The sequence below is a fragment of the Mycobacterium numidiamassiliense genome (genome assembly GCF_900157365.1).
Classification (GTDB): Bacteria; Actinomycetota; Actinomycetes; order Mycobacteriales; family Mycobacteriaceae; genus Mycobacterium; species Mycobacterium numidiamassiliense.
Genome location: NZ_FUEZ01000004.1, coordinates 3,937,259 through 3,956,913, shown reverse-complemented (window position 1 = coordinate 3,956,913; position 19,655 = coordinate 3,937,259). Strand labels below are relative to the sequence as shown.

General features: G+C 67.0%; 17 protein-coding genes and 1 pseudogene. 9 read left to right on the top strand and 9 right to left on the bottom strand.

Annotated features, from left to right (window positions below; all coding sequences use genetic code 11):
- Nucleotides 1-10: 10 nt before the first annotated feature.
- Nucleotides 11-2,101 carry a transketolase gene (gene tkt / locus MNAB215_RS26795; protein ID WP_077081465.1) on the bottom strand — a complete coding sequence of 697 codons (2,091 nt, stop codon included), beginning with the start codon at nucleotides 2,099-2,101 and terminating at the stop codon, nucleotides 11-13.
- A gap of 258 nt (nucleotides 2,102-2,359) precedes the next feature.
- Between tkt and MNAB215_RS26790 the strand changes: the two genes are divergently transcribed.
- Nucleotides 2,360-3,274, top strand: a complete 915-nt coding sequence (locus tag MNAB215_RS26790) for a heme o synthase (RefSeq protein WP_077081464.1) — start codon at nucleotides 2,360-2,362, stop codon at nucleotides 3,272-3,274.
- A 141-nt stretch (nucleotides 3,275-3,415) separates the two neighbouring features.
- On the opposite strand, the gene MNAB215_RS26785 is transcribed toward MNAB215_RS26790, so the two are convergent.
- Nucleotides 3,416-4,390 (bottom strand): quinone oxidoreductase family protein, encoded by a 975-nt coding sequence (locus MNAB215_RS26785; protein WP_077081463.1) that lies wholly within the window; start codon nucleotides 4,388-4,390, stop codon nucleotides 3,416-3,418.
- Nucleotides 4,391-4,409: 19 nt separating this feature from the next.
- On the opposite strand from MNAB215_RS26785, the gene MNAB215_RS26780 reads away from it, so the two are divergent.
- On the top strand, nucleotides 4,410-5,084 hold the full coding sequence (locus MNAB215_RS26780) for a hypothetical protein (RefSeq protein ID WP_077081462.1): 675 nt from the start codon (nucleotides 4,410-4,412) through the stop codon (nucleotides 5,082-5,084).
- On the opposite strand, the gene MNAB215_RS26775 is transcribed toward MNAB215_RS26780, so the two are convergent.
- Genes MNAB215_RS26775 through mptB form a run of 4 tightly spaced genes read right to left on the bottom strand, consistent with a single transcriptional unit; the run spans nucleotide 5,034 to nucleotide 9,473 of the window.
- Nucleotides 5,034-6,008 (bottom strand): COX15/CtaA family protein, encoded by a 975-nt coding sequence (locus MNAB215_RS26775; protein WP_425436512.1) that lies wholly within the window; start codon nucleotides 6,006-6,008, stop codon nucleotides 5,034-5,036. The two genes, MNAB215_RS26780 and MNAB215_RS26775, sit on opposite strands and share 51 nt — an antisense overlap.
- 29 nt (nucleotides 6,009-6,037) lie before the next feature.
- Complete coding sequence (locus MNAB215_RS26770; protein ID WP_077081461.1) at nucleotides 6,038-6,817, bottom strand: ABC transporter permease; 780 nt, start codon at nucleotides 6,815-6,817, stop codon at nucleotides 6,038-6,040.
- Nucleotides 6,814-7,764 carry an ABC transporter ATP-binding protein gene (locus tag MNAB215_RS26765; RefSeq protein ID WP_425436511.1) on the bottom strand — a complete coding sequence of 317 codons (951 nt, stop codon included), beginning with the start codon at nucleotides 7,762-7,764 and terminating at the stop codon, nucleotides 6,814-6,816. The genes MNAB215_RS26770 and MNAB215_RS26765 overlap by 4 nt, the downstream gene beginning before the upstream one ends.
- Entirely contained in the window at nucleotides 7,761-9,473 is a 1,713-nt protein-coding gene (gene mptB / locus MNAB215_RS26760; protein WP_077082367.1) for a polyprenol phosphomannose-dependent alpha 1,6 mannosyltransferase MptB, read from the bottom strand. The genes MNAB215_RS26765 and mptB overlap by 4 nt, the downstream gene beginning before the upstream one ends.
- A gap of 92 nt (nucleotides 9,474-9,565) precedes the next feature.
- Between mptB and MNAB215_RS26755 the strand changes: the two genes are divergently transcribed.
- The 7 genes and pseudogenes from MNAB215_RS26755 (at nucleotide 9,566) to MNAB215_RS26725 (ending at nucleotide 15,847) form a co-directional block, all read left to right on the top strand.
- The gene (locus MNAB215_RS26755) at nucleotides 9,566-10,324 is read left to right on the top strand and encodes a helix-turn-helix transcriptional regulator (RefSeq protein ID WP_077081460.1); all 759 of its coding nucleotides are present in this window, start codon (nucleotides 9,566-9,568) and stop codon (nucleotides 10,322-10,324) included.
- Between the two features lie 58 nt (nucleotides 10,325-10,382).
- Nucleotides 10,383-11,837, top strand: coding sequence for a Fe-S cluster assembly protein SufB (gene sufB, locus MNAB215_RS26750; protein ID WP_077081459.1), 1,455 nt, complete (start codon nucleotides 10,383-10,385; stop codon nucleotides 11,835-11,837).
- Nucleotides 11,834-13,015: a Fe-S cluster assembly protein SufD gene (gene sufD / locus MNAB215_RS26745; RefSeq protein WP_077081458.1), complete on the top strand. Its 1,182-nt coding sequence runs from the start codon at nucleotides 11,834-11,836 to the stop codon at nucleotides 13,013-13,015. The genes sufB and sufD overlap by 4 nt, the downstream gene beginning before the upstream one ends.
- On the top strand, nucleotides 13,012-13,782 hold the full coding sequence (gene sufC / locus MNAB215_RS26740; RefSeq protein WP_077081457.1) for a Fe-S cluster assembly ATPase SufC: 771 nt from the start codon (nucleotides 13,012-13,014) through the stop codon (nucleotides 13,780-13,782). Before sufD ends, sufC begins: the two co-directional genes overlap by 4 nt.
- A 2-nt stretch (nucleotides 13,783-13,784) precedes the next feature.
- The gene (locus MNAB215_RS26735; RefSeq protein WP_077081456.1) at nucleotides 13,785-15,038 is read left to right on the top strand and encodes a cysteine desulfurase; all 1,254 of its coding nucleotides are present in this window, start codon (nucleotides 13,785-13,787) and stop codon (nucleotides 15,036-15,038) included.
- Nucleotides 15,039-15,041: 3 nt separating this feature from the next.
- Nucleotides 15,042-15,525: pseudogene (sufU, locus tag MNAB215_RS26730) on the top strand (Fe-S cluster assembly sulfur transfer protein SufU).
- Complete coding sequence (locus MNAB215_RS26725) at nucleotides 15,500-15,847, top strand: metal-sulfur cluster assembly factor (protein ID WP_077081454.1); 348 nt, start codon at nucleotides 15,500-15,502, stop codon at nucleotides 15,845-15,847. The pseudogene sufU and the gene MNAB215_RS26725 overlap by 26 nt, the downstream one beginning before the upstream one ends.
- A gap of 21 nt (nucleotides 15,848-15,868) precedes the next feature.
- Here MNAB215_RS26725 and MNAB215_RS26720 read toward each other — a convergent pair whose 3' ends face one another.
- The 3 genes from MNAB215_RS26720 to MNAB215_RS26705 form a co-directional block, all read right to left on the bottom strand.
- Complete coding sequence (locus tag MNAB215_RS26720; protein WP_077081453.1) at nucleotides 15,869-16,345, bottom strand: hypothetical protein; 477 nt, start codon at nucleotides 16,343-16,345, stop codon at nucleotides 15,869-15,871.
- Nucleotides 16,346-16,605: 260 nt separating this feature from the next.
- A complete protein-coding gene (locus MNAB215_RS26710) occupies nucleotides 16,606-17,355 on the bottom strand; it encodes a DUF5666 domain-containing protein (RefSeq protein WP_108637708.1) in 750 nt (249 codons plus the stop codon).
- A gap of 170 nt (nucleotides 17,356-17,525) precedes the next feature.
- Nucleotides 17,526-19,355, bottom strand: a complete 1,830-nt coding sequence (locus MNAB215_RS26705) for an acyl-CoA dehydrogenase (RefSeq protein WP_077081450.1) — start codon at nucleotides 19,353-19,355, stop codon at nucleotides 17,526-17,528.
- Nucleotides 19,356-19,655: the final 300 nt, after the last annotated feature.

Below are 19,655 nucleotides of genomic sequence, written 5' to 3'. Positions count from 1 at the left end.
TTTCCTTCTCTTAGTTATCGACTACCTGTTCCGCGGCGGCAGCGACGGCTTCGGCGGTAAAGCCGAACTCGCGGAACAATGTCTTGGCGTCGGCGGATTCGCCGTAGTGCTCGATCGAGACGATTTTCCCGGTGTCGCCGACCAGCTTGTGCCACGGCTGCGCGATGCCCGCTTCGACAGCCACCCGGGCCGATACCGACGGCGGCAGCACGCTGTCGCGGTAGTCGGACGGCTGGGACTCGAACCATTCGACGCAGGGCATCGATACTACCCGCGCGATGATGTCCTTGTCCGCCAACAACTTCGCGGCCTCCACCGCGAGTTGGACCTCGGAGCCGGTGCCGATCAAGACCACGTCGGGCTCGTCTTCTTCGGCCTCGCCCAGCACATAACCGCCCCGGGCGACGCCCTCGATGTTGGTGCCCTCGAGCACCGGCACACCCTGGCGGGTCAGGATCAACCCGACCGGGCCGCTGCCATTGCCGCGCGCCAGGATCGTCCGCCACGCGTAGGCGGTTTCGTTGGCATCGGCCGGCCGGACCACCGACAGCTTCGGAATCGCGCGCAGTGCCGCGAGGTGCTCGATCGGCTGGTGGGTCGGTCCGTCTTCGCCCAGGCCGATCGAATCGTGCGTCCACACGTAGATGGTGTCGATGTCCATCAGCGAGGCCAGCCGCACCGCCCCGCGCATGTAGTCGGAGAACTGCAAGAACGTTCCGCCGTAGGCGCGGGTCGGTCCATGCAGCACGATGCCGGACAGGATGGCGCCCATCGCGTGTTCGCGAATTCCGAAGTGCAGGGTGCGGCCATACCAGTCGGCGGTGTAGTCCTTGGTCGTAATCGACGGCGGGCCAAAGGATTTCACGCCATCCATGGTGGTGTTGTTGCTGCCGGCCAGGTCGGCCGAGCCGCCCCACAGCTCGGGGAGTTTGGGTCCCACCGCGGAGAGCACCTTGCCGGACGCCGCGCGGGTGGCCAGCGGCTTCGAGCCGGGTTCCCAGTGCGGGATGTCGGCGTCCCAGCCGTCGGGCAGTTCCTCGGCGGTCAGCCGGTCCAGCAGTGCCTTGCGTTCGGGTTCGCGCTGCGCCCAGGCGTCGAACTCTGCCTGCCACTTCTCGTGCGCTTCCTTGCCCCGATCCACCAGCTTGCGGGTGTGGGCAATGACCTCGTCGCGGACCTCGAAGGTCTTGTCCGGGTCGAATCCCAGGATGTTCTTGACCGCGGCGATCTCCTCGTCGCCCAGCGCCGCGCCGTGTGCCTTGCCGGTGTTCATCAGGTTGGGCGCCGGGTAGCCGATGATGGTGCGCAGCGAGATGAACGACGGCTTGTCGGTGACGGCCTTGGCGTTGGCGATGGCCTCTTCGATCCCGACGACGTTCTCGCCGCCCTCCACTTCTTGGACGTGCCAGCCGTAGGCCCGGTAGCGGGCCGCGGTGTCCTCGCACAGCGCGATGTCGGTGTCGTCCTCGATGGAGATCTGGTTGTGGTCGTAGAACACGATGAGGTTGCCCAGTTGCTGCACGGCGGCCAGCGACGATGCTTCGGAGGTCACGCCCTCTTCGATGTCCCCGTCCGACGCGATCACGTAGATGTAGTGATCGAACGGGCTTTCTCCCGGCGCCGCATCCGGGTCGAACAGTCCGCGCTCGTAGCGTGCCGCCATCGCCATCCCGACGGACGACGCCAGGCCTTGGCCGAGCGGGCCGGTGGTGATCTCAACACCCTTGGTGTGCCGGAACTCCGGGTGCCCGGGAGTCTTCGAGCCCCAGGTCCGCAGCGACTCGATGTCCGACAGCTCCAGGCCGAACCCGCCGAGATAGAGCTGCAGGTACAGCGTGAGGCTGCTGTGCCCCGCCGACAAGACGAACCGGTCGCGTCCCAGCCAGTGCACGTCGCTGGGATCGTGGGTCATCGCGCGCTGGAACAGGGTGTAGGCCAACGGAGCCAGGCTCATCGCCGTCCCGGGGTGCCCGTTACCGACCTTCTGCACCGCGTCGGCGGCGAGCACCCGGACGGTGTCGACTGCGGCCGTATCGATCTCGGTCCAGTCGTCGGGGTGGCGGGGCTGGGTGAGAGTGGAGATGTCTTCGAGTGTCGTCACAGACTCAATCCTCTTGGGTCATGAAGCTGATCAATCCTCACCCTAGTGCGCGAGTGCCAGCGTTTGCAGTGCAGGATTCCGGGTATTCATCTGCGGCCGCTCGCCGAGGTGGCGCGCAGGCGTCGAGCGGTTTGCGTTTAGTCCGGTATCCGGGAAATTCTGTATGAATCGACCCTGGGGCCCCGCCGCCGCGGGCTCCCGGTCTACCATCGTGCGTAGTAGATGCTGCGCGCCGCTGCGACCCCGAGGAGTTATTGCGTGAGCGTTCGCGGGCGCGTCGCGCCGAGCCAAGTACGTGGCACCGTGCTGGCTTATCTGGCGTTGACAAAGCCCCGAGTTATCGAGCTGCTGCTGGTCACCGCCATACCGGCCATGCTGCTTGCGCATCGCGGTGAGGTGCATCCGCTGCTGATTCTCAACACGTTGATCGGCGGGATGCTGGCCGCCGGCGGCGCCAACACGCTGAACTGTGTGGCCGACGCCGACATCGACAAGCTGATGAAGCGCACGGCTCGCCGGCCGCTGGCGCGTGCGGCGGTGCCCACCCGCAATGCCCTGGCGCTCGGCCTGGTGCTCACGGTTGCCTCGTTCTTTTGGCTCTGGCGGACGACAAACCTGCTGTCGGGATTGCTCGCGATCGCCACCATCGCGTTCTACGTCTTTGTCTACACGCTGTTGCTCAAGCGCCGGACGTCGCAGAACGTCGTCTGGGGCGGTGCGGCCGGGTGCATGCCGGTGATGATCGGGTGGTCTGCCGTCACCGGCACCATCGGCTGGCCGGCGTTGGCGATGTTCGCGATCATTTTCTTCTGGACGCCGCCGCACACCTGGGCGCTGGCGATGCGGTACAAGGACGACTACAAGGCGGCCGGCGTGCCGATGCTGCCCGCTGTGGCGACCGAGCAGCAGGTCACCAAGCAGATCCTGATCTACACCTGGCTGACCGTGCTCGCGACGTTGGTCCTGGCGCTGGCGGCCGGCTGGCTGTACGCGGCCGTCGCTGTGGTTGCCGGGGTGTGGTTCCTGGCGATGGCGCATCAACTCGACGCCGGGGTGCGCGCCGGAGAGCCGGTCAAGCCGCTGCGGCTGTTCCTGCAATCGAACAACTACCTGGCGGTGGTGTTCTGCGCGCTGGCTGTCGACTCGGTGATCGCGCTGCCGACGCTGCTCTGACGACGTCGGCCTGAATCACTTCCGCCACTTGGGTATCGCCGAATGTGCGGGCACCGAGTTTCGCAAAGCGATAGCGCATTTGATATCGCTTTGCGAAACAGGCGAATCCTTCTCCGCTGAGGCCAGTGTGGCGAATGTGACCTAAGGGATCAGCACTAGGGAGCCGGTCGTCTTGCGGCCCTGCAGGTCCTCGTGGGCGCGGGCCGCCTCGGCCAGTGGATAGCGTCCGCCGACCTCCACGTTGATCGCGCCTCCGGCGATCGCCTCGAACAGTTCGCTTGCACGCCAACTGAATTCCTCGCCGGAGCGGATGAAGTGCGCCAGCGACGGCCGGGTCAGAAACACCGAACCGGCGGCATTGAGGCGCTGCGGGTCGACGGGCGGAACTGGTCCGCTGGCGGCGCCGAACAGCGCCAGCGTTCCGCGGACGGCCAGGCTGGCCAGACTCGCGTCGAAGGTGGTGGCCCCGACGCCGTCGTACACCGCGGCCACGCCCGCGCCGTCGGTGAGCGCCCGAATCTGCTTGCCGAATTCCGCGGCGTCCTCCGGGTAGGGGAGCACCTCGTCGGCGCCCGCCTGTCGCGAGAGCCGGTCTTTCTCCGGGGTCGAGACGGTGGTGATGACCCGGGCCCCGAGTAGATGAGCCCACGGCGTCAAAATCAGTCCGACACCCCCCGCGCCGGCATGCACCAACACCGTGTCGCCGCGCTGCACCGGATACACCGACTTCAGCAGGTAGTGCGCGGTCAAGCCCTTCAGCAGCGCCGAAGCCGCCACATCGGATGCCACGCCGTCTGGCACCTTCGCGGTCAATGATGCTGGCGCGGCGGTGAATTCGGCATAACCGCCGGACACCGCGGCGGAGACCACCCGTTCGCCGATGCGAAAACCGTCGACGCCCGCGCCGATGTCGACGACGGTGCCGCACGTCTCCTGGCCGATGATGAACGGCAACTGTCGTTGGTACTGCCCCGAGCGGAAGTACGTGTCGATGTAGTTGACACCGATGGCCTCGGCTTTGATCAGTACCTCGCCGGCCCCAGGGGTGGGCCGCGGGGTTTCGACGTAGCGCAGGACCTCCGGCCCGCCGGTTTCGCTGATTTCGATTGCGTGCATGTGGCTATCATGCCCGGGCATGAAGCTCGCCCGGCCAGACGTCTTCCATCCGCGCATCGTGCTTGCCGGTAGTCCGCAACATCCCAGGGGCCGTCGCGAGGATGCCGGGCTGGTCGCCGCCCTGCGGGCCCGTGGTCTGCACGCTCGCTGGTTGTCCTGGGATGACTCGGCGACCGGTAGCGCGGATCTGGTCATACTGCGGGCCGCCGAAGGCCCCGCCGAGCGGCGCGAGGAGTTCTTGGGATGGACCCGAACGGTGGCCAACCTGCTGAACCCGCCGGCCGCGATCGCCTGGAATCTCAACGATCGTTACCTGGGCGACATCGAGGACGCCGGTGTGCCGACCCAGCCTGACGAGCCAGCGCAGACGGCGCTGATCTTTCTCGGCGGCCGACAATCGCACGCCTTCACCGAAAGCGGCTCGGCTGAGCCGGAGTTCGACATTTGGGATGTCGGTCACGCCGCCTTGGCGGCGGCCGCCGAATGCGTCGGGATCGCCGCGAGCGAGCTGCTGCAGGCGCGGGTCGACGTGAATGGGGACCGACTGGTCAGCCTCGATCTCATCGCGCCGTCGCTGGGGTGGCGGCGGTTGGACGCCGACGTCCGCGGCCTGGCCCAGCGCGACTTCGCCCTGGCCGTCGAGTCAGCCCTGCACCGGCTGGGGCTGGGCCCGCTCTCGCATCGACGCCCATAGCGCCGCCGTCGCGGCGGTGCATGCCGCCGCACCGGCGACGTGCACGGCGACCAGGGCGGCGGGGACTCCGGTGAAGTACTGCGTGGTGCCGACGGCCGCCTGTAAGCACACGAGCGCGAGCAGCACGCCCAGCCGCAGCAGGACCGCCCGGGCAGCTCCCACGGCGAACAGCCCGAAGCCCAGCCCCACCAGTAGGGCCAGATACGAAACCAGCAGCGATGAATGCATGTGCACCAGGGTGATGATCTCAACCTTCAGCCGCGGCACCGTCCGGCTGGGGCTGCGGTCTCCCGCATGCGGGCCTGCGGCGGTCACCAGTGTGCCGGTGACCAGCACCACCGCCAGGTTCGCCGCCGTCAGCGCGGTAAGCACCCGCAGCGGCCGGGCCACCCGATCACGGACCACGCCGTCGTCGGGTTCGCCGACCTTGACGTAGAGCAGCACCGACAGCCACACCATCGTCATCGACACCAGCAGGTGAATGGCGACGGTCCACCACAACAGCCCGGTGCGCACGGTGATGCCGCCGATGACGGCCTGCACCAGTGTCGACACCGGCATCAGCCACGCGTACACCAGCACCTCACGCCGGCGGCGGGCCCGGGTCTCGGCCAGCACGGCCAAGGCCGCCGCGAGCACCACCGCGATGCTGATCAACCGGTTGCCGAACTCGACGGCCTGGTGCACGCGCGGCACCTCGGCTACGGCCACCGGCACGAAGCTGCCGGGGAAGCATTGCGGCCAGGTCGGACAGCCCAGCCCCGACGCGGTGACCCGCACGATGGCGCCGGTGACGGCGATGCCGCCCTGGGTGAAGATCACGATCGCGGCAATCACCCGTTGGACACGCAGGCTCGGGTTGGGGAGCAGGTCCACCAACCGCAGCAGCACTCGTCCGACGGGCACCGCCCGATCGTAGGGCACCGAAAACTACGGCCCGTAGTACGGGACCGTCAGGTGAAGCGGAACCAACGCAGCGCGGCAAGCGCGGCCACCGCGCCCCACACCGCCAGGACGACGAGACCGAACCAGTCGACCGACAGCGTCATCGCCTGCGACAGCGCCTCGGTGAGGGCGCCGGACGGGGTGAGCCGGGCCGCCCATTTGACCGCTGTCGGGATCATGTTCGTCTCGAGGGTCAGCGCGCCGAGCCCGGCGAAGACGAACCACAACAGGTTGGCGAGCGCGAGGACGATCTCGGCGCGCAACGTTCCGCCGAGTAGCAGGCCCAGCGCCGCGAACCCGGCGGTGCCCAGCGCGATGACGGCTGCACCCAGTGCGAGGGCGGCCGGGGCGGGCCGCCAGCCCAGCGCGAAACCGATGGCGCCCAAGATGATCGACTGCAGGAATACCGTGAAAACAACCGCGAGCGACTTGCCCGCGATGATCCCCCAGACCGGAAGCGGCGTGGCGCCAAGACGTTTGAGCGCACCGTAACGCCGGTCGAACGCCACCGCGATCGCCTGCCCGGTGAACGCCGTCGAGATCACCGCCAGCGCCATGATGACCGGAACAAAGGTCGCGGCGCGGTTCTCGCCGAACGAACCAAACGGCAACAGCGTGAGTCCGACCAGCAGCGTGATCGGGATGAACATGGTGAGCAGCAGTTGTTCGCCGTTGCGCAGCAACAGCTTCAACTCCAAGCCGAATTGGGCGGCAAGCATTTTCGGCACCGCATTGGGACGCGGGTCGGGGGTGAAGGTGCCGGGGGGAAAAACCGAACCGCTCGTCATTGCCGTACTTCCCGGCCGGTCAGATCCAAGAACACGTCCTCGAGACTGCGCTGATCCACCCGCATGTTGGTTGCCAGCACATCGATTCGCGCACACCACGCCGTAACGGTCGCCAGCACCTGCGGGTCGATCGGTCCTTCGACCAGGTATTCGCCCGGGGTCACCTCGGCCGACTTATAGTCCTCCGGCAGCGCCGCCACGAGCAGGGACAGATCGAGGCGGGGTGGGGCAGTGAACCGCAACTGGTCTTTGGCGCCCCTGCTCATGAGCTCTGCCGGGGTCCCTGCGGCCACCGTCACGCCGTGGTCGATGATGACCAGCCGATCGGCGAGCTCTTCGGCCTCCTTGAGTTGGTGGGTGGTGAGCACCACCGTCACACCGTCGCGGCGCAGGGCGTCGATCAATTCCCAAACCAGCAGTCGCGCGTGCGCATCCATGCCCGCCGTGGGCTCGTCGAGGAACACCAGTTCGGGCCGTCCGACCAGCGCGCAGGCCAGCGCAAGCCGCTGCTGCTGGCCGCCGGAGAGCCGCCGATAGGTGGTGCGGGCGGCATCCGTCAGGCCCAGCGTTGCCAGTAGCCATTGCGGGTCCAGCGGATCGGCGGCGTAAGCGGCGACCAGGTCGAGCATTTCCCCGGCGCGTGCCGCGGGATAGCCGCCGCCGCCCTGCAACATCACCCCGATGCGGGCCCGCAGCCGGGCGTTGTCGGCGACGGGATCCAGTCCCAGCACCTCGATGGTGCCGGCGTCCGGGCGCACGAAGCCTTCGCACATCTCGACCGTCGTCGTCTTGCCCGCGCCGTTGGGGCCCAACAGGGCCAGCACCTCGGCCGCGTGGACTTCCAGATCGAGATCGGAGACGGCCGTCGTCGACCCGTAGTGCTTGCTCACCCCGCGCAGCCGCACCACTGTTTCGCGGGCTCGGGGGACTTGGACGCCCGGACTCACGTCGAGTCAGCGTAGGCGTCGGGCGCCGCCGTCGGCGGCGGGGGCACAGGAGACACCGGGACGGCGGCCTCGGTCCTGACCGGCGGGGGATCGGGTTCGGGGATTTCGGGCGGCTTCAACTGCAGTGGCCGCCAAGGCAACCGGGTGTAGGTGAGGGCGACGAGTAAGGCCACGACAGCCGTGCTGGCCAGGGTGGCGTCCACGATCTGGAACAGCGCGAAACGGTCGCCGTTGGCCGTCGGGCCGAAGATCCCGATGACGAGGGTGACGAAGATGACGGCGATCCGGAATCCTGGTCGAGTCGCCCAGGCGGCCAACGGAATGAAGGCCCACAGCAGGTACCAGGGCTGCACGACGGGAAACAGCAACACGCAGATGCCCAGCGCGACGCCGAGGCCGCCGATCGGGTGCAACTTGCCGCGGAATGTGGCCAGCAACAGCCAACTGACCAGCACCATGATGATCAGCACGCCGATGAAGCGGGTCAGCGCCAAGATGGCCGTGGTGTGATCGCCCAAGCCCAGCAGAATCCCCACCTGACCGGTGGCCAGGGCCAGCAGCGTCGGCGGGGACATCCAGCTGCGGACCACGTTCGCCGTGCCCAGCGTGAAGACCCAGCCGAACCCGAGCCCGCTCGCCCACCCCACCAGGGCCATCACCGCCAGCGACAACACCCCCATCGCGCCGCCGGTCAGCAGCAGCGCGCGCAGGGTGCCCCCGCAGCGGTAGGCCAGCGCCATCGTGATGAATCCCAGCGCCAGCAGCGACGGCAACTTCACCTGCGACGACAGGGTGATCAGGATGTTGCCGGCCAGCAGCATGCCCAACGGTTCCCAGTCCGCGCCGATGCGCCACGACTTGGGCCGCAGTCGCGGGGAATCGATGCCGCGCAGGGCGAATTCGGCACCGATGAGCATCAACCCGAGCATCAGCGCCTCGTTGTGGATGCCGGCGACCAGATGCATGATCAGCAGCGGGTTGGCCGCGCCCAGCCACAGGGCGCTGACCTCGCCGACGCCACAGCGCCGGGCCAGCCGCGGCACCGCCCACACGATCATCACCACGCCGGCCAGTACCACCACGCGGTGGCACAGCACGGCGGCGACGATGTTCTCCCCGGTCAGGGCCGAGATGCCACGCCCGATCCACAAGAACAATGGACCGTAGGGGGCCGGCGTCTCCCGCCACACGCTGGGCACCGAAAGGGTGAACACGTGGCCGAGACCGAGTCCCGACGCGGGCCCCACCTTGTAGGGATCGAGGCCCTCGAGCGAGATCTGGCTCTGCGCCAGGTAGGAGTAGACGTCCTTGCTGTACATCGGCGGCGCGATCAGCAGCGGCAGCATCCACAGCACCAGGGTGCGATCCAGCGCGCCGCGCGACATCTGCCGCTTGCCCAGCGCGAATCGGCCCAGCATCAGCCACGCGAGCGTCATCATCACCGCCCCGACGGTGGTCATCGTCAGCGCCACCGTTTGAATGCGCGACGGCAGGTTGAGTAACCGGACCCCGAACGTGGGGTCCTGAACGACCGGCCGGGCGCCCGCGCCCAGGGCGCCGATCGCCATCAGGACGGTGCCGGTGGCGCCGAAGAGGCGGGTGCGCTGCAACGCGGTGAGTTCGGTAGCGTTCAGCGGCGAGCCCACAGCCTGCTCGTCGCCGTGCAAACTGGCGATCGAGGAGCTCAGCGAGTGGTGGCGGGCTGCCATCAGTGCAGCGTAGCCGGATGTGACGAGACGGCCGGGCGGTGCCGGTGGTGTGAGCAGAACCACCCCGTAGGGGGCCCCAACTCAGGGCACCCTTGCTAGACCGATCTCTCGAATTGCGTCACACTGGTGTTGTGAAAATCCAGACCAGCGACGAGACCGCAGTGGTACCCGCTGCGGTGCCGGATGGTCACACCCGGCGCGCCATCGTGCGCCTGTTGCTGGAGTCCGGATCGATCACCGTCAGCGAGATCGGCGACCGGCTTGGCCTGGCGGCCGCCGGGGTGCGCCGTCATCTTGACGCCCTGATCGAGGCGGGCGACGCCGAGTCGGCGCCGGCCGCGGCCTGGCAGCAGGCCGGCCGCGGGCGACCCGCCCGCCGCTACCGGCTGACGTCCGCCGGCCGAGCCAAGCTGGACCACGCCTACGACGACCTGGCGGCCGCGGCAATGCGCCAACTGCGCGAAATCGGCGGCCAGGGTGCGTTGCAGGCGTTCGCCCGGCGCCGCATCGACACGATCCTGGCTGGTGTCCAGCCGGCCGACAGTGCCGACGACACCGATGTCGAGGCCGCCGCCGAGCGGGTCGCCGGTGCGCTGACCCAGGCCGGCTATGTCGCGACCACGACGCGAGTCGGACCACCGCTGAACGGCGTGCAGATCTGCCAGCACCACTGCCCGGTGTCGCACGTCGCCGAGGAATTCCCGGAGCTGTGCGAGGCCGAACAGCAAGCCATGGCCGAGGTCCTCGGAACCCACGTGCAGCGGCTTGCGACCATCGTCAACGGCGATTGCGCCTGTACCACCCATGTGCCGCTCACTCAGGCAGCGAGCCAGGCACCGAGCACGACCTAGCACCGCCCGTGGCGCCCAGCCTGCGCCCGCACATTACGAGCACCAAAGGAGCGTCCGTATGACACTCACACCAGAGGTCACCAAGGGTTCTGTGCCTGCTGCGCCGCTGACGCAGGAGCAGGCGATCGAATCGCTGGGCAGGTACGGCTACGGCTGGGCGGACTCTGACGTCGCCGGCGCCAGCGCACAGCGCGGGTTGTCCGAGGCGGTGGTTCGCGACATCTCCGCGAAGAAGAGCGAGCCCGAGTGGATGCTGGCGACCCGGCTGAAGGCGCTGCGCATCTTCGACCGCAAGCCGATGCCGAACTGGGGCTCCAACCTCGAGGGCATCCACTTCGACAACATCAAGTACTTCGTGCGCTCCAGCGAGAAGCAGGCCGCGACCTGGGACGATCTGCCCGCGGACATCAAGAACACCTACGACAAGCTGGGCATCCCGGAGGCCGAGAAGCAGCGGCTGGTCTCCGGTGTCGCCGCGCAGTACGAGTCCGAAGTCGTCTACCACTCCATCCGTGAGGATCTGGAGAAGCTGGGCGTCATCTTCCTGGACACCGACACGGCGCTGCGCGAGCACCCCGAGATCTTCCAGGAGTACTTCGGCACCGTGATCCCGGCCGGGGACAACAAGTTCTCCGCGCTGAACACCGCGGTGTGGAGCGGTGGTTCGTTCATCTACATCCCGCCCGGTGTGCACGTCGACATCCCGCTGCAGGCCTACTTCCGGATCAACACCGAGAACATGGGCCAGTTCGAGCGGACGCTGATCATCGCCGACGAGGGTTCCTACGTGCACTACGTCGAGGGCTGTACCGCGCCGATCTACAAGTCGGACTCGCTGCACTCCGCGGTCGTCGAGATCATCGTGAAACCGCATGCGCGCGTTCGCTATACGACCATCCAGAACTGGTCGAACAACGTCTACAACCTGGTCACCAAGCGGGCTCGGGCGGAAACCGGTGCCACCATGGAATGGGTCGACGGCAACATCGGGTCGAAGGTGACCATGAAGTACCCGGCGGTCTGGATGACCGGCGAGCACGCCAAGGGTGAGGTCTTGTCGGTGGCCTTCGCCGGCGTAGACCAGCACCAGGACACCGGCGCCAAGATGCTGCATCTGGCCCCCAACACGTCGAGCAACATCGTGTCCAAGTCGGTGGCCCGCGGTGGTGGCCGCACCTCCTACCGCGGCCTGGTGCAGGTGAACAAGGGCGCGCACGGATCCCGCTCCAGCGTGAAATGCGATGCGCTGCTGGTCGATTCGATCAGCCGCAGCGACACCTACCCCTATGTCGACATCCGCGAGGACGACGTCACGATGGGTCATGAGGCCACCGTGTCGAAGGTCAGCGAGAACCAGCTCTTCTACCTGATGAGCCGCGGGCTGACCGAGGACGAGGCAATGGCGATGGTCGTGCGCGGCTTTGTCGAGCCGATCGCCAAGGAACTGCCGATGGAGTACGCGCTGGAGCTCAACCGGCTGATCGAATTGCAGATGGAGGGCGCGGTCGGATGACCGCTGCGCAAGGATCCGCACTGAACAAAGGGGAGCTGTTCGCGTCCTTCGACGTGGATGCCTTCGAGGTCCCGCACGGTCGCGACGAACTCTGGCGGTTCACTCCGCTGCGCCGGCTGCGTGGGCTGCACGACGGCTCGGCGGCGGCCACCGGCAAGGCGCAGATCACTGTCGGCGAGCAGGCCGGCGTGCAGACCGAGGTCGTCCGTCGTGGCGACGAACGGCTGGGCCAGGGTGGCGTGCCCACCGACCGCGTTGCGGCCCAGGCATTTTCTTCGTTCAACTCCGCGACGGTGGTCACCGTCGGACGCGACACCCAGGTCGCCGCGCCGGTGAACATCACCGTCGCCGGGCCCGGTGACGGTGCGGTGGCCTACGGGCATCTGCAGATTCGCGTCGAAGAACTCGGCGAGGCCGTCGTGGTGATCGACCATCGCGGCAGTGGAACCTACGCCGACAATGTCGAATTCATCGTCGACGACGCGGCCCGGCTCACCGTGGTGTGGATCGCCGACTGGGCCGACGACACGGTCCACGTGAGCGCGCACCACGCGCGGCTCGGCAAGGACGCGGTGCTGCGCCACGTCGCCGTCACACTGGGCGGCGAGGTGGTACGGATGTCGGCCAACGTGCGGTACACCGCCGCGGGCGGGGACGCCGAACTGCTTGGGCTGTACTTCGCCGACGACGGCCAGCACCTCGAGTCCCGGTTGCTGGTCGACCACGCTCACCCCAACTGCAAGTCGAGTGTGCTGTATAAGGGTGCGCTGCAAGGAGATCCGTCCTCGTCGCTGCCCGACGCACACACCGTGTGGGTGGGCGACGTGCTGATCCGTGCCGAGGCGACCGGTACCGACACCTTCGAGGTGAACCGCAACCTGGTGCTCACCGACGGCGCGCGCGCTGACTCGGTGCCCAACTTGGAGATCGAGACCGGCGAGATCGTCGGTGCCGGACATGCCAGTGCGACGGGTCGTTTCGACGACGAGCAGCTGTTCTACCTGCGTTCGCGCGGCATCCCGGAGGAGCAGGCCCGCCGACTGGTGATCCGCGGCTTCTTCGGCGAAATCATCTCCAAGATCGCGGTGCCCGAACTGCGGGAACGCCTCACCGCGGCGATCGAACACGAACTGGCCATCACAGAATTACAAGCAACGGAAAAGACAACGGCTTCATGACCACTCTGGAAATCAAAGATCTGTACGTCAGCGTCGAGACCCCGGAAGCCACCGAGATCCCGATCCTCAACGGCGTCGACCTGACCGTGAAATCCGGTGAGACACATGCCTTGATGGGCCCCAACGGCTCGGGCAAGTCCACGCTGTCCTACGCCATCGCTGGCCACCCCAAGTACCGGGTGACCTCGGGATCGATCACGCTGGACGGCGAAGACGTGCTGGCAATGAGCGTCGACGAGCGCGCGCGGGCCGGCATCTTCCTGGCCATGCAGTACCCCGTCGAGGTGCCCGGCGTATCGGTGTCGAACTTCCTGCGCTCGGCGGCGACCGCCGTGCGGGGCGAGGCCCCGAAGCTGCGGCACTGGGTCAAAGAGGTCAAGGCGGCGATGGGCTCACTGGAAATCGACCCGGTCTTCGCCGAACGCAACGTAAACGAGGGTTTCTCCGGTGGCGAGAAGAAGCGCCACGAGATCCTGCAGCTCGAGCTGCTCAAGCCCAAGATCGCGATCCTGGACGAAACCGACTCCGGCCTGGACGTCGACGCGCTGCGTGTGGTCAGCGAGGGCGTGAACCGCTACGCCGAAACCGAGCACGGGGGAGTGCTGTTGATCACGCACTACACCCGCATCCTGCGCTACATCCGGCCGGAATACGTGCATGTCTTCGTCGGTGGGCGCATCGCCGAATCCGGCGGCCCGGAACTGGCCGACGAACTCGAGCAAAACGGCTACGTGCGCTTCGCACAAGCGGCGGCCACGGGGGCGTAAGCATGACCACCTCCGCGACGCCTTTGGACCTCGCCGCGATCCGCGCCGATTTCCCGATCTTGAAGCGCATCATGCGCGGGGGAAACCAGTTGGCGTACCTGGATTCCGGTGCCACCTCACAGCGTCCGCTGCAGGTGCTCGACGCCGAGCGGGAATTTCTGCTGACGTCCAACGGTGCGGTGCACCGCGGCGCGCACCAGATGATGGAAGAGGCGACCGACGCCTACGAGCAGGGCCGCGCGGACATCGCGGCATTCGTCGGCGCCGAGCCCGACGAGCTGGTCTTCACCAAGAACGCCACCGAATCACTCAACCTGTTGTCATACGTGCTGGGGGACAACCGGTTCGACCGAGCCGTCGGGCCCGGTGACATCATCGTCACCACCGAGCTCGAACACCATGCCAACCTGGTCCCGTGGCAGGAGCTCGCCCGGCGCACCGGGGCGACGCTGAGATGGTATGGCGTCACCGATGACGGGCGCATCGACCTGGACTCGCTGCAGCTCGATGAACGCGTGAAAGTCATTACGTTCAGCCACCACTCGAACGTGACGGGCGCGGTGGCCCCGGTGGCCGAGCTGGTCGCCCGGGCCAGGGCCGTGGGTGCGCTGACGGTGCTGGATGCCTGCCAGTCGGTGCCGCACCAGCCCGTCGACTTCCACGCGCTCGACGTCGACTTCGCTGCGTTCTCCGGACATAAGATGTTGGGCCCCAACGGTATCGGCGTGCTGTACGGCCGCCGCGAGCTGCTCTCCGCGTTGCCGCCCTTCCTCACCGGCGGGTCGATGATCGAGACGGTCTCTATGGAATCCACCACGTATGCCGCCGCACCGCAGCGTTTCGAGGCGGGCACTCCGATGACGTCCCAAGTGGTGGGCCTGGCCGCCGCGACACGCTATCTCGGCGCCCTCGGTATGCACGCCGTCGAAGCCCACGAACGTGAGCTGGTCGGCGCGGCCATCGAGGGCCTGTCGGGTATCGACGCCGTGCGTATCATCGGACCGTCCTCGATGGAAAACCGTGGATCCCCAATCTCTTTCGTCGTCGACGGTGTGCACGCGCACGACGTCGGCCAGGTACTCGATGACGAAGGCGTCGCGGTACGGGTCGGCCACCACTGCGCGTTGCCGCTGCACCGCAGGTTCGCCGTCGCGGCCACCGCGCGGGCGTCGTTCGCGGTCTACAACACCGCCGACGAGGTCGACCGCCTGGTGGCCGGCGTGCGGCGATCCCTCGACTTCTTCACGAGGGCGTGAGTCATGCGGCTTGAGCAGATGTATCAGGAAGTGATCCTCGATCACTACAAACGCCCGCAGCACCGCGGACTGCGAGAACCCTTCGGCGCGCAGGTATCTCACGTCAACCCGGTCTGCGGTGACGAGGTCACGCTGCGCGTGACGTTGTCCGTCGACGGCGAGAACGTCGTCGACGTCTCCTACGACGGCCAAGGCTGTTCGATCAGCCAGGCGGCGACATCGGTGCTCACCGAGCAGGTGATCGGCCGCAGTGTGGGCGAGGCGATGAAAATCGTCACCGCTTTCAACGAAATGATTTCCTCACGTGGCAACGTCGAGGGAGACGAAGACGTCCTGGGCGACGGGATCGCTTTCGCCGGTGTCGCAAAGTATCCGGCGCGGGTGAAATGCGCGCTGCTGGGATGGATGGCGTTCAAAGACGCACTGGCTCAAGCCAGCCACGCTGTTGAGGAGGACCAACGATGAGCGAGACGAGTGCACCCGATGACGAATTCCTCTTCGATCTCGAAGAGGCGATGCGCGACGTCGTCGACCCCGAACTGGGCATCAACGTCGTCGACCTCGGATTGGTCTACGGCCTGAACGTCGAAGAGGGCGACGAGGGCAAGGTCGCCCTGCTCGACATGACGCTGACCTCGGCGGCCTGCCCACTGACCGACGTCATCGAAGACCAGTCGCGCAGCGCGCTGATTGGCAGCGGCCTGGTCAACGACCTGCGGATCAACTGGGTGTGGAACCCGCCGTGGGGTCCGGACAAAATCACCGAAGACGGGCGCGAACAGCTGCGTGCCCTGGGCTTCACCGTTTAGGCGCGACCGCGTTCCCCGGGGCTACCAGGGGGCGATGGGCGGGAGAGCCGTTGGCTGCCCCGAATTGCCACCCCTGGTCACGGCGACGGGGTGCGAGATTATTTCGCTGCCGTGGTCCGGATATCCGCAGGCGGCGGCGTTGCGAGTGACGGTCAACGTGCCATCCCCCGTGGCGGGGTCCCAGGCCAAGTTGTCAACGCCGCCGTGGGCCGACCCGCCAGGACAGAGCCACGCAGCCGGATTGGGCGGAAAAGTCACGTGCCACCGATCGGCGTAAAACTGGCCCTGGCCGGTGGCGTTGGAGAAGCTGATCTGGACGCAGCCGATGCCGCAGGACGTGGCCTGGTATCGCATATCCGGGAAATTTCCATCGGTGATGTGGATCGTGTATGTCCCGTTCACCAGCTGATCGGGCCGCATCGGATCGGCCGACGCCGACGCCGCCAGTGCGATAGCCGCTGCCGCCACCGCGACGGTCGCTGCGGGTAACTTCCTCATCGGTGTCGTTCCTCACCTGATAGCCCCTTGGCAGCACGATACGACCAAGTCACCCCAAAATATATGCCGGGAATGGGTTGCTGCGGTCGGCGTTCGGGCGAATCGGCCTGGGCGCCGCGGGAATGGCCGTGGTCAGCTTCCAGTACGCGGTCTGGTCGGTCAGGGTCGCGACCGTCTGGGTGGTGTTTCGGCTGGTTTCGGTACCTGCGAGGGTGACGCTGTTGGGGGTGGTTGAGGCCCGCGGCGGCCCCGGGGACGGCTTACCCGCCGTGCCCGTGATGCGGGCCGCCCTCGCCGGGGCATGCGCCGTCATGCGCCGGTCGCAGATTGATGGTCGTCGCCTGTATCGCACCGCTACCGTCCAGGCTGCCCTGCGCCGTCATGCACTTCCCCTGGGCGATCGACTGCGTGCCGGCCGACGCCTGCTTGCTGTATCGGGTCTTGTCGGTCACCGCGACCGTGGTCGGGGCAGTACCGTCGTTACCGTTGACGGTGATCGTGTCGCCGGCGACGGACGCCACCGTGCCGCCGACGCCACCGTGCCCGCCCGGCCCCTTCGAGGGCGACGGCCCGGAGCTTGGCGAACCCGTCGAGCATCTGCCGTCGACGGCGGGGCTGACGCGAACCGATTTGGCGGTGATGGATTGCGCGCCTTGGGATTCGCCGCGGGCCGGCCGCACGCTGACGCAGCTGCCCGTGGTTACGTCGCTCAGCGCGGCCGAGGTCACCTCACTGACCTGGGTCGACGGGGTGAAATCCACAGTGGCATTGCCGTTTTGTTGGGTGACCTGAGCCGTGTTGCCCGTCACCGATGCGATCAGGCCGGCGACCCTGCCGTTGCCGCCCGGCGCCGGTGTCGGCGAGGGCGCCTGCGTGGGTGCCTGTGCTTGCGCCGTCGTGGAGCCCGTCGGACCCGCGGGCGCGGAGGGTGTAGCCGTGTTCGAGCTGCCGCACGCCGCGACGGACAGCGCGGTGGCCCCGATAACGGCGAACATCCCGAGCCGTCTCATTGGCGCTAGTGAGCCTGCAGTTTTCACTGTTCCCCCAATCATGAATGTGCGGGCGCGTCTTGAGGCCCCTCCGTTCAGGGTCGGGGCGGAATCTGGGAACGCGGTGTAGCTGAGCTATGCGTGAGATATGGCAGCGACGGGCGGTCGCACCCATGGGGCGACGCGCGACGTCAGAACGCGTCTTCGGGGACGCGCATGATCTCGCCGTCGATGGACTCGAGGACTTTGCGCTGCGCAGTCAGCTTCGGAAGCATGTTCTTGGCGAAGAACGCCGCAGTCGCGATCTTGCCCTGGTAGAACGCCTCGTCGTTCACGGAAGCACCGTTTGTGATTGCCGCGCGGGCGATTTCGGCCTGCACCAGCAATCGCCAGCCGATCAGCAGGTCGCCGACTGCCAGCAGGTATCGCACCGATCCCAGCCCAACTTTGTAGATTTCGGTGGGGTGCTGCGCGGCGGACATCAGGTATCCGGTCAGGGCGCCGGTCATCGCCGTGACGTCGTCGAGCGCGGTTTGCAACAGCTCGGCGAGCGGCTTCGCATCCTCGGTGCAGGTGTCGATGGTGTGACTGATCTGAGCCGTCAGGAACTGCAGGGCCTCGCCGCGGTCGCGAACGATCTTGCGGAAGAACAGGTCCAGCGCCTGGATGGCGGTGGTGCCTTCGTAGAGCGAATCGATCTTGGAATCGCGGATGTACTGCTCCAGGGGATAGTCCTGCAAGAAGCCCGAGCCGCCCAGTGTCTGCAGTGACTCGGTCAGGACCTCGTAGGCCCGTTCGGAACTCACCCCTTTGACGATCGGCAGCAGCAGGTCGTCGATGCGGTGCGCCAGGCTCGGGTCGGCACCCGAAACATGTTCTGCGACAGCGTTATCCTGATGCGCGGCGGCGTACATGTACAGCGCCCGCAGTCCCTCGGCGTAGGCCTTCTGGGTCATCAGGCTGCGACGCACATCGGGGTGGTGGATGATCGTGACGCGCGGCGCGGTCTTGTCGGACATCTGGGTCAGATCGGCGCCCTGCACGCGCTCCTTGGCGAAGGCCAGCGCGTTCAGATAGCCGGTGGACAGGGTGCCGGCGGCCTTGACGCCGATGGTCATTCGGGCGTGCTCGATCACGGTGAACATCTGGGCGATCCCGTTGTGGACGTCGCCGACCAGATAGCCGACGGCGGGCACATCCGTGGCGCCGAAGGTCAATTCGCACGTCGGCGACGACTTGATCCCCATCTTGTGCTCCACCCCGGTGGTGAAAACACCATTGCGCGCACCGAGTTCGAACGTCTCGGGGTCGAAAAGAAACTCGGGGACATAGAACAGGCTCAGCCCCTTGGTGCCAGGGCCGGCGCCCTCGGGACGGGCCAGCACCAGGTGGAAGATGTTGTCGGCGGTACTGCCCACGTCACCGCCGGAGATGAATCGCTTCACGCCCTCGATATGCCAGGTGCCGTCCGGTTGTCCGATGGCCTTGGCGCGGCCCGCGCCGACGTCGGAACCGGCGTCGGGTTCGGTGAGCACCATGGTGGCCGCCCAACCGCGCTCCACGCCCTCGGCGGCCCACCGCCGCTGCTCTTCGTTGCCCTCCATGTACAGCGCCTGGGCCATCAAGGGGCCCAGACTGAAGAAGTTGGCAGAGGGGTTGGCGCAAAAGATCATTTCGTTGACCGCCCACGCCAGAGGTGCCGGCGCCGCCATGCCGCCGATCTCTTCGTCCAGGCTCAGTCGCCACCATCCGGCTTCCCGGATCGCCTGCACGGTTTTGGCCAATTCGGGCGGGACGCTGATGGAGTGGGCCTTCGGGTCGAAGACCGGTGGATTGCGGTCGGCGAAGGCGAAGGTCTCGGCGACGGGGCCCTCGGCGAAGCGAGCGGCCTCGGACAGGATCGTCCGGACCGTGTCAGCGTCGAGCTCGCTGTACTGTCCGGTGCCGAGGACGGCGCCCACTTCGAGAACCTCGAAGATGTTGAATTCGAGATCGCGCACATTAGCGATGTAGTGGCTCAAGGCAACTCCCTTAGTGGTCCCGCCGCCGACGGAGCAACAGACCTCAGTCTGAGGGAGGCGGGAAAACGTACGCAACCGTAACCTCGGGTCGGCCAATCGAAAAGGTCATGAACGACGCGGCGCCACCCACTCGGACCTACACCGCGCAGCGATCGGCGTGTCTTCGAATTAGCCGTGATTGCAGCATAATTCGTCCGCGAAGGACTGCGGTCGCCGTCTCGGCGAGTCGAAACTGGTGGGCTGCAAAGGCAGATCGGTGTCCGCGCCCGCCGGCGTACCGCACATTCGCGCAGGACTGTG

Excerpts from the sequence above, each read along its gene's own strand:
- MNAB215_RS26770 (WP_077081461.1), bottom strand. The coding sequence starts at position 6,817 with ATGACGAGCGGTTCGGTTTTTCCCCCCGGCACCTTCACCCCCGACCCG.
- MNAB215_RS26725 (WP_077081454.1), top strand. The coding sequence starts at position 15,500 with ATGAGCGAGACGAGTGCACCCGATGACGAATTCCTCTTCGATCTCGAA.
- sufD (WP_077081458.1), top strand. The coding sequence starts at position 11,834 with ATGACCGCTGCGCAAGGATCCGCACTGAACAAAGGGGAGCTGTTCGCG.
- MNAB215_RS26785 (WP_077081463.1), bottom strand. The coding sequence starts at position 4,390 with ATGCACGCAATCGAAATCAGCGAAACCGGCGGGCCGGAGGTCCTGCGC.
- MNAB215_RS26710 (WP_108637708.1), bottom strand. The coding sequence starts at position 17,355 with ATGAGACGGCTCGGGATGTTCGCCGTTATCGGGGCCACCGCGCTGTCC.
- mptB (WP_077082367.1), bottom strand. The coding sequence starts at position 9,473 with ATGGCAGCCCGCCACCACTCGCTGAGCTCCTCGATCGCCAGTTTGCAC.
- sufB (WP_077081459.1), top strand. The coding sequence starts at position 10,383 with ATGACACTCACACCAGAGGTCACCAAGGGTTCTGTGCCTGCTGCGCCG.
- MNAB215_RS26780 (WP_077081462.1), top strand. The coding sequence starts at position 4,410 with ATGAAGCTCGCCCGGCCAGACGTCTTCCATCCGCGCATCGTGCTTGCC.
- MNAB215_RS26735 (WP_077081456.1), top strand. The coding sequence starts at position 13,785 with ATGACCACCTCCGCGACGCCTTTGGACCTCGCCGCGATCCGCGCCGAT.
- sufC (WP_077081457.1), top strand. The coding sequence starts at position 13,012 with ATGACCACTCTGGAAATCAAAGATCTGTACGTCAGCGTCGAGACCCCG.
- MNAB215_RS26720 (WP_077081453.1), bottom strand. The coding sequence starts at position 16,345 with ATGAGGAAGTTACCCGCAGCGACCGTCGCGGTGGCGGCAGCGGCTATC.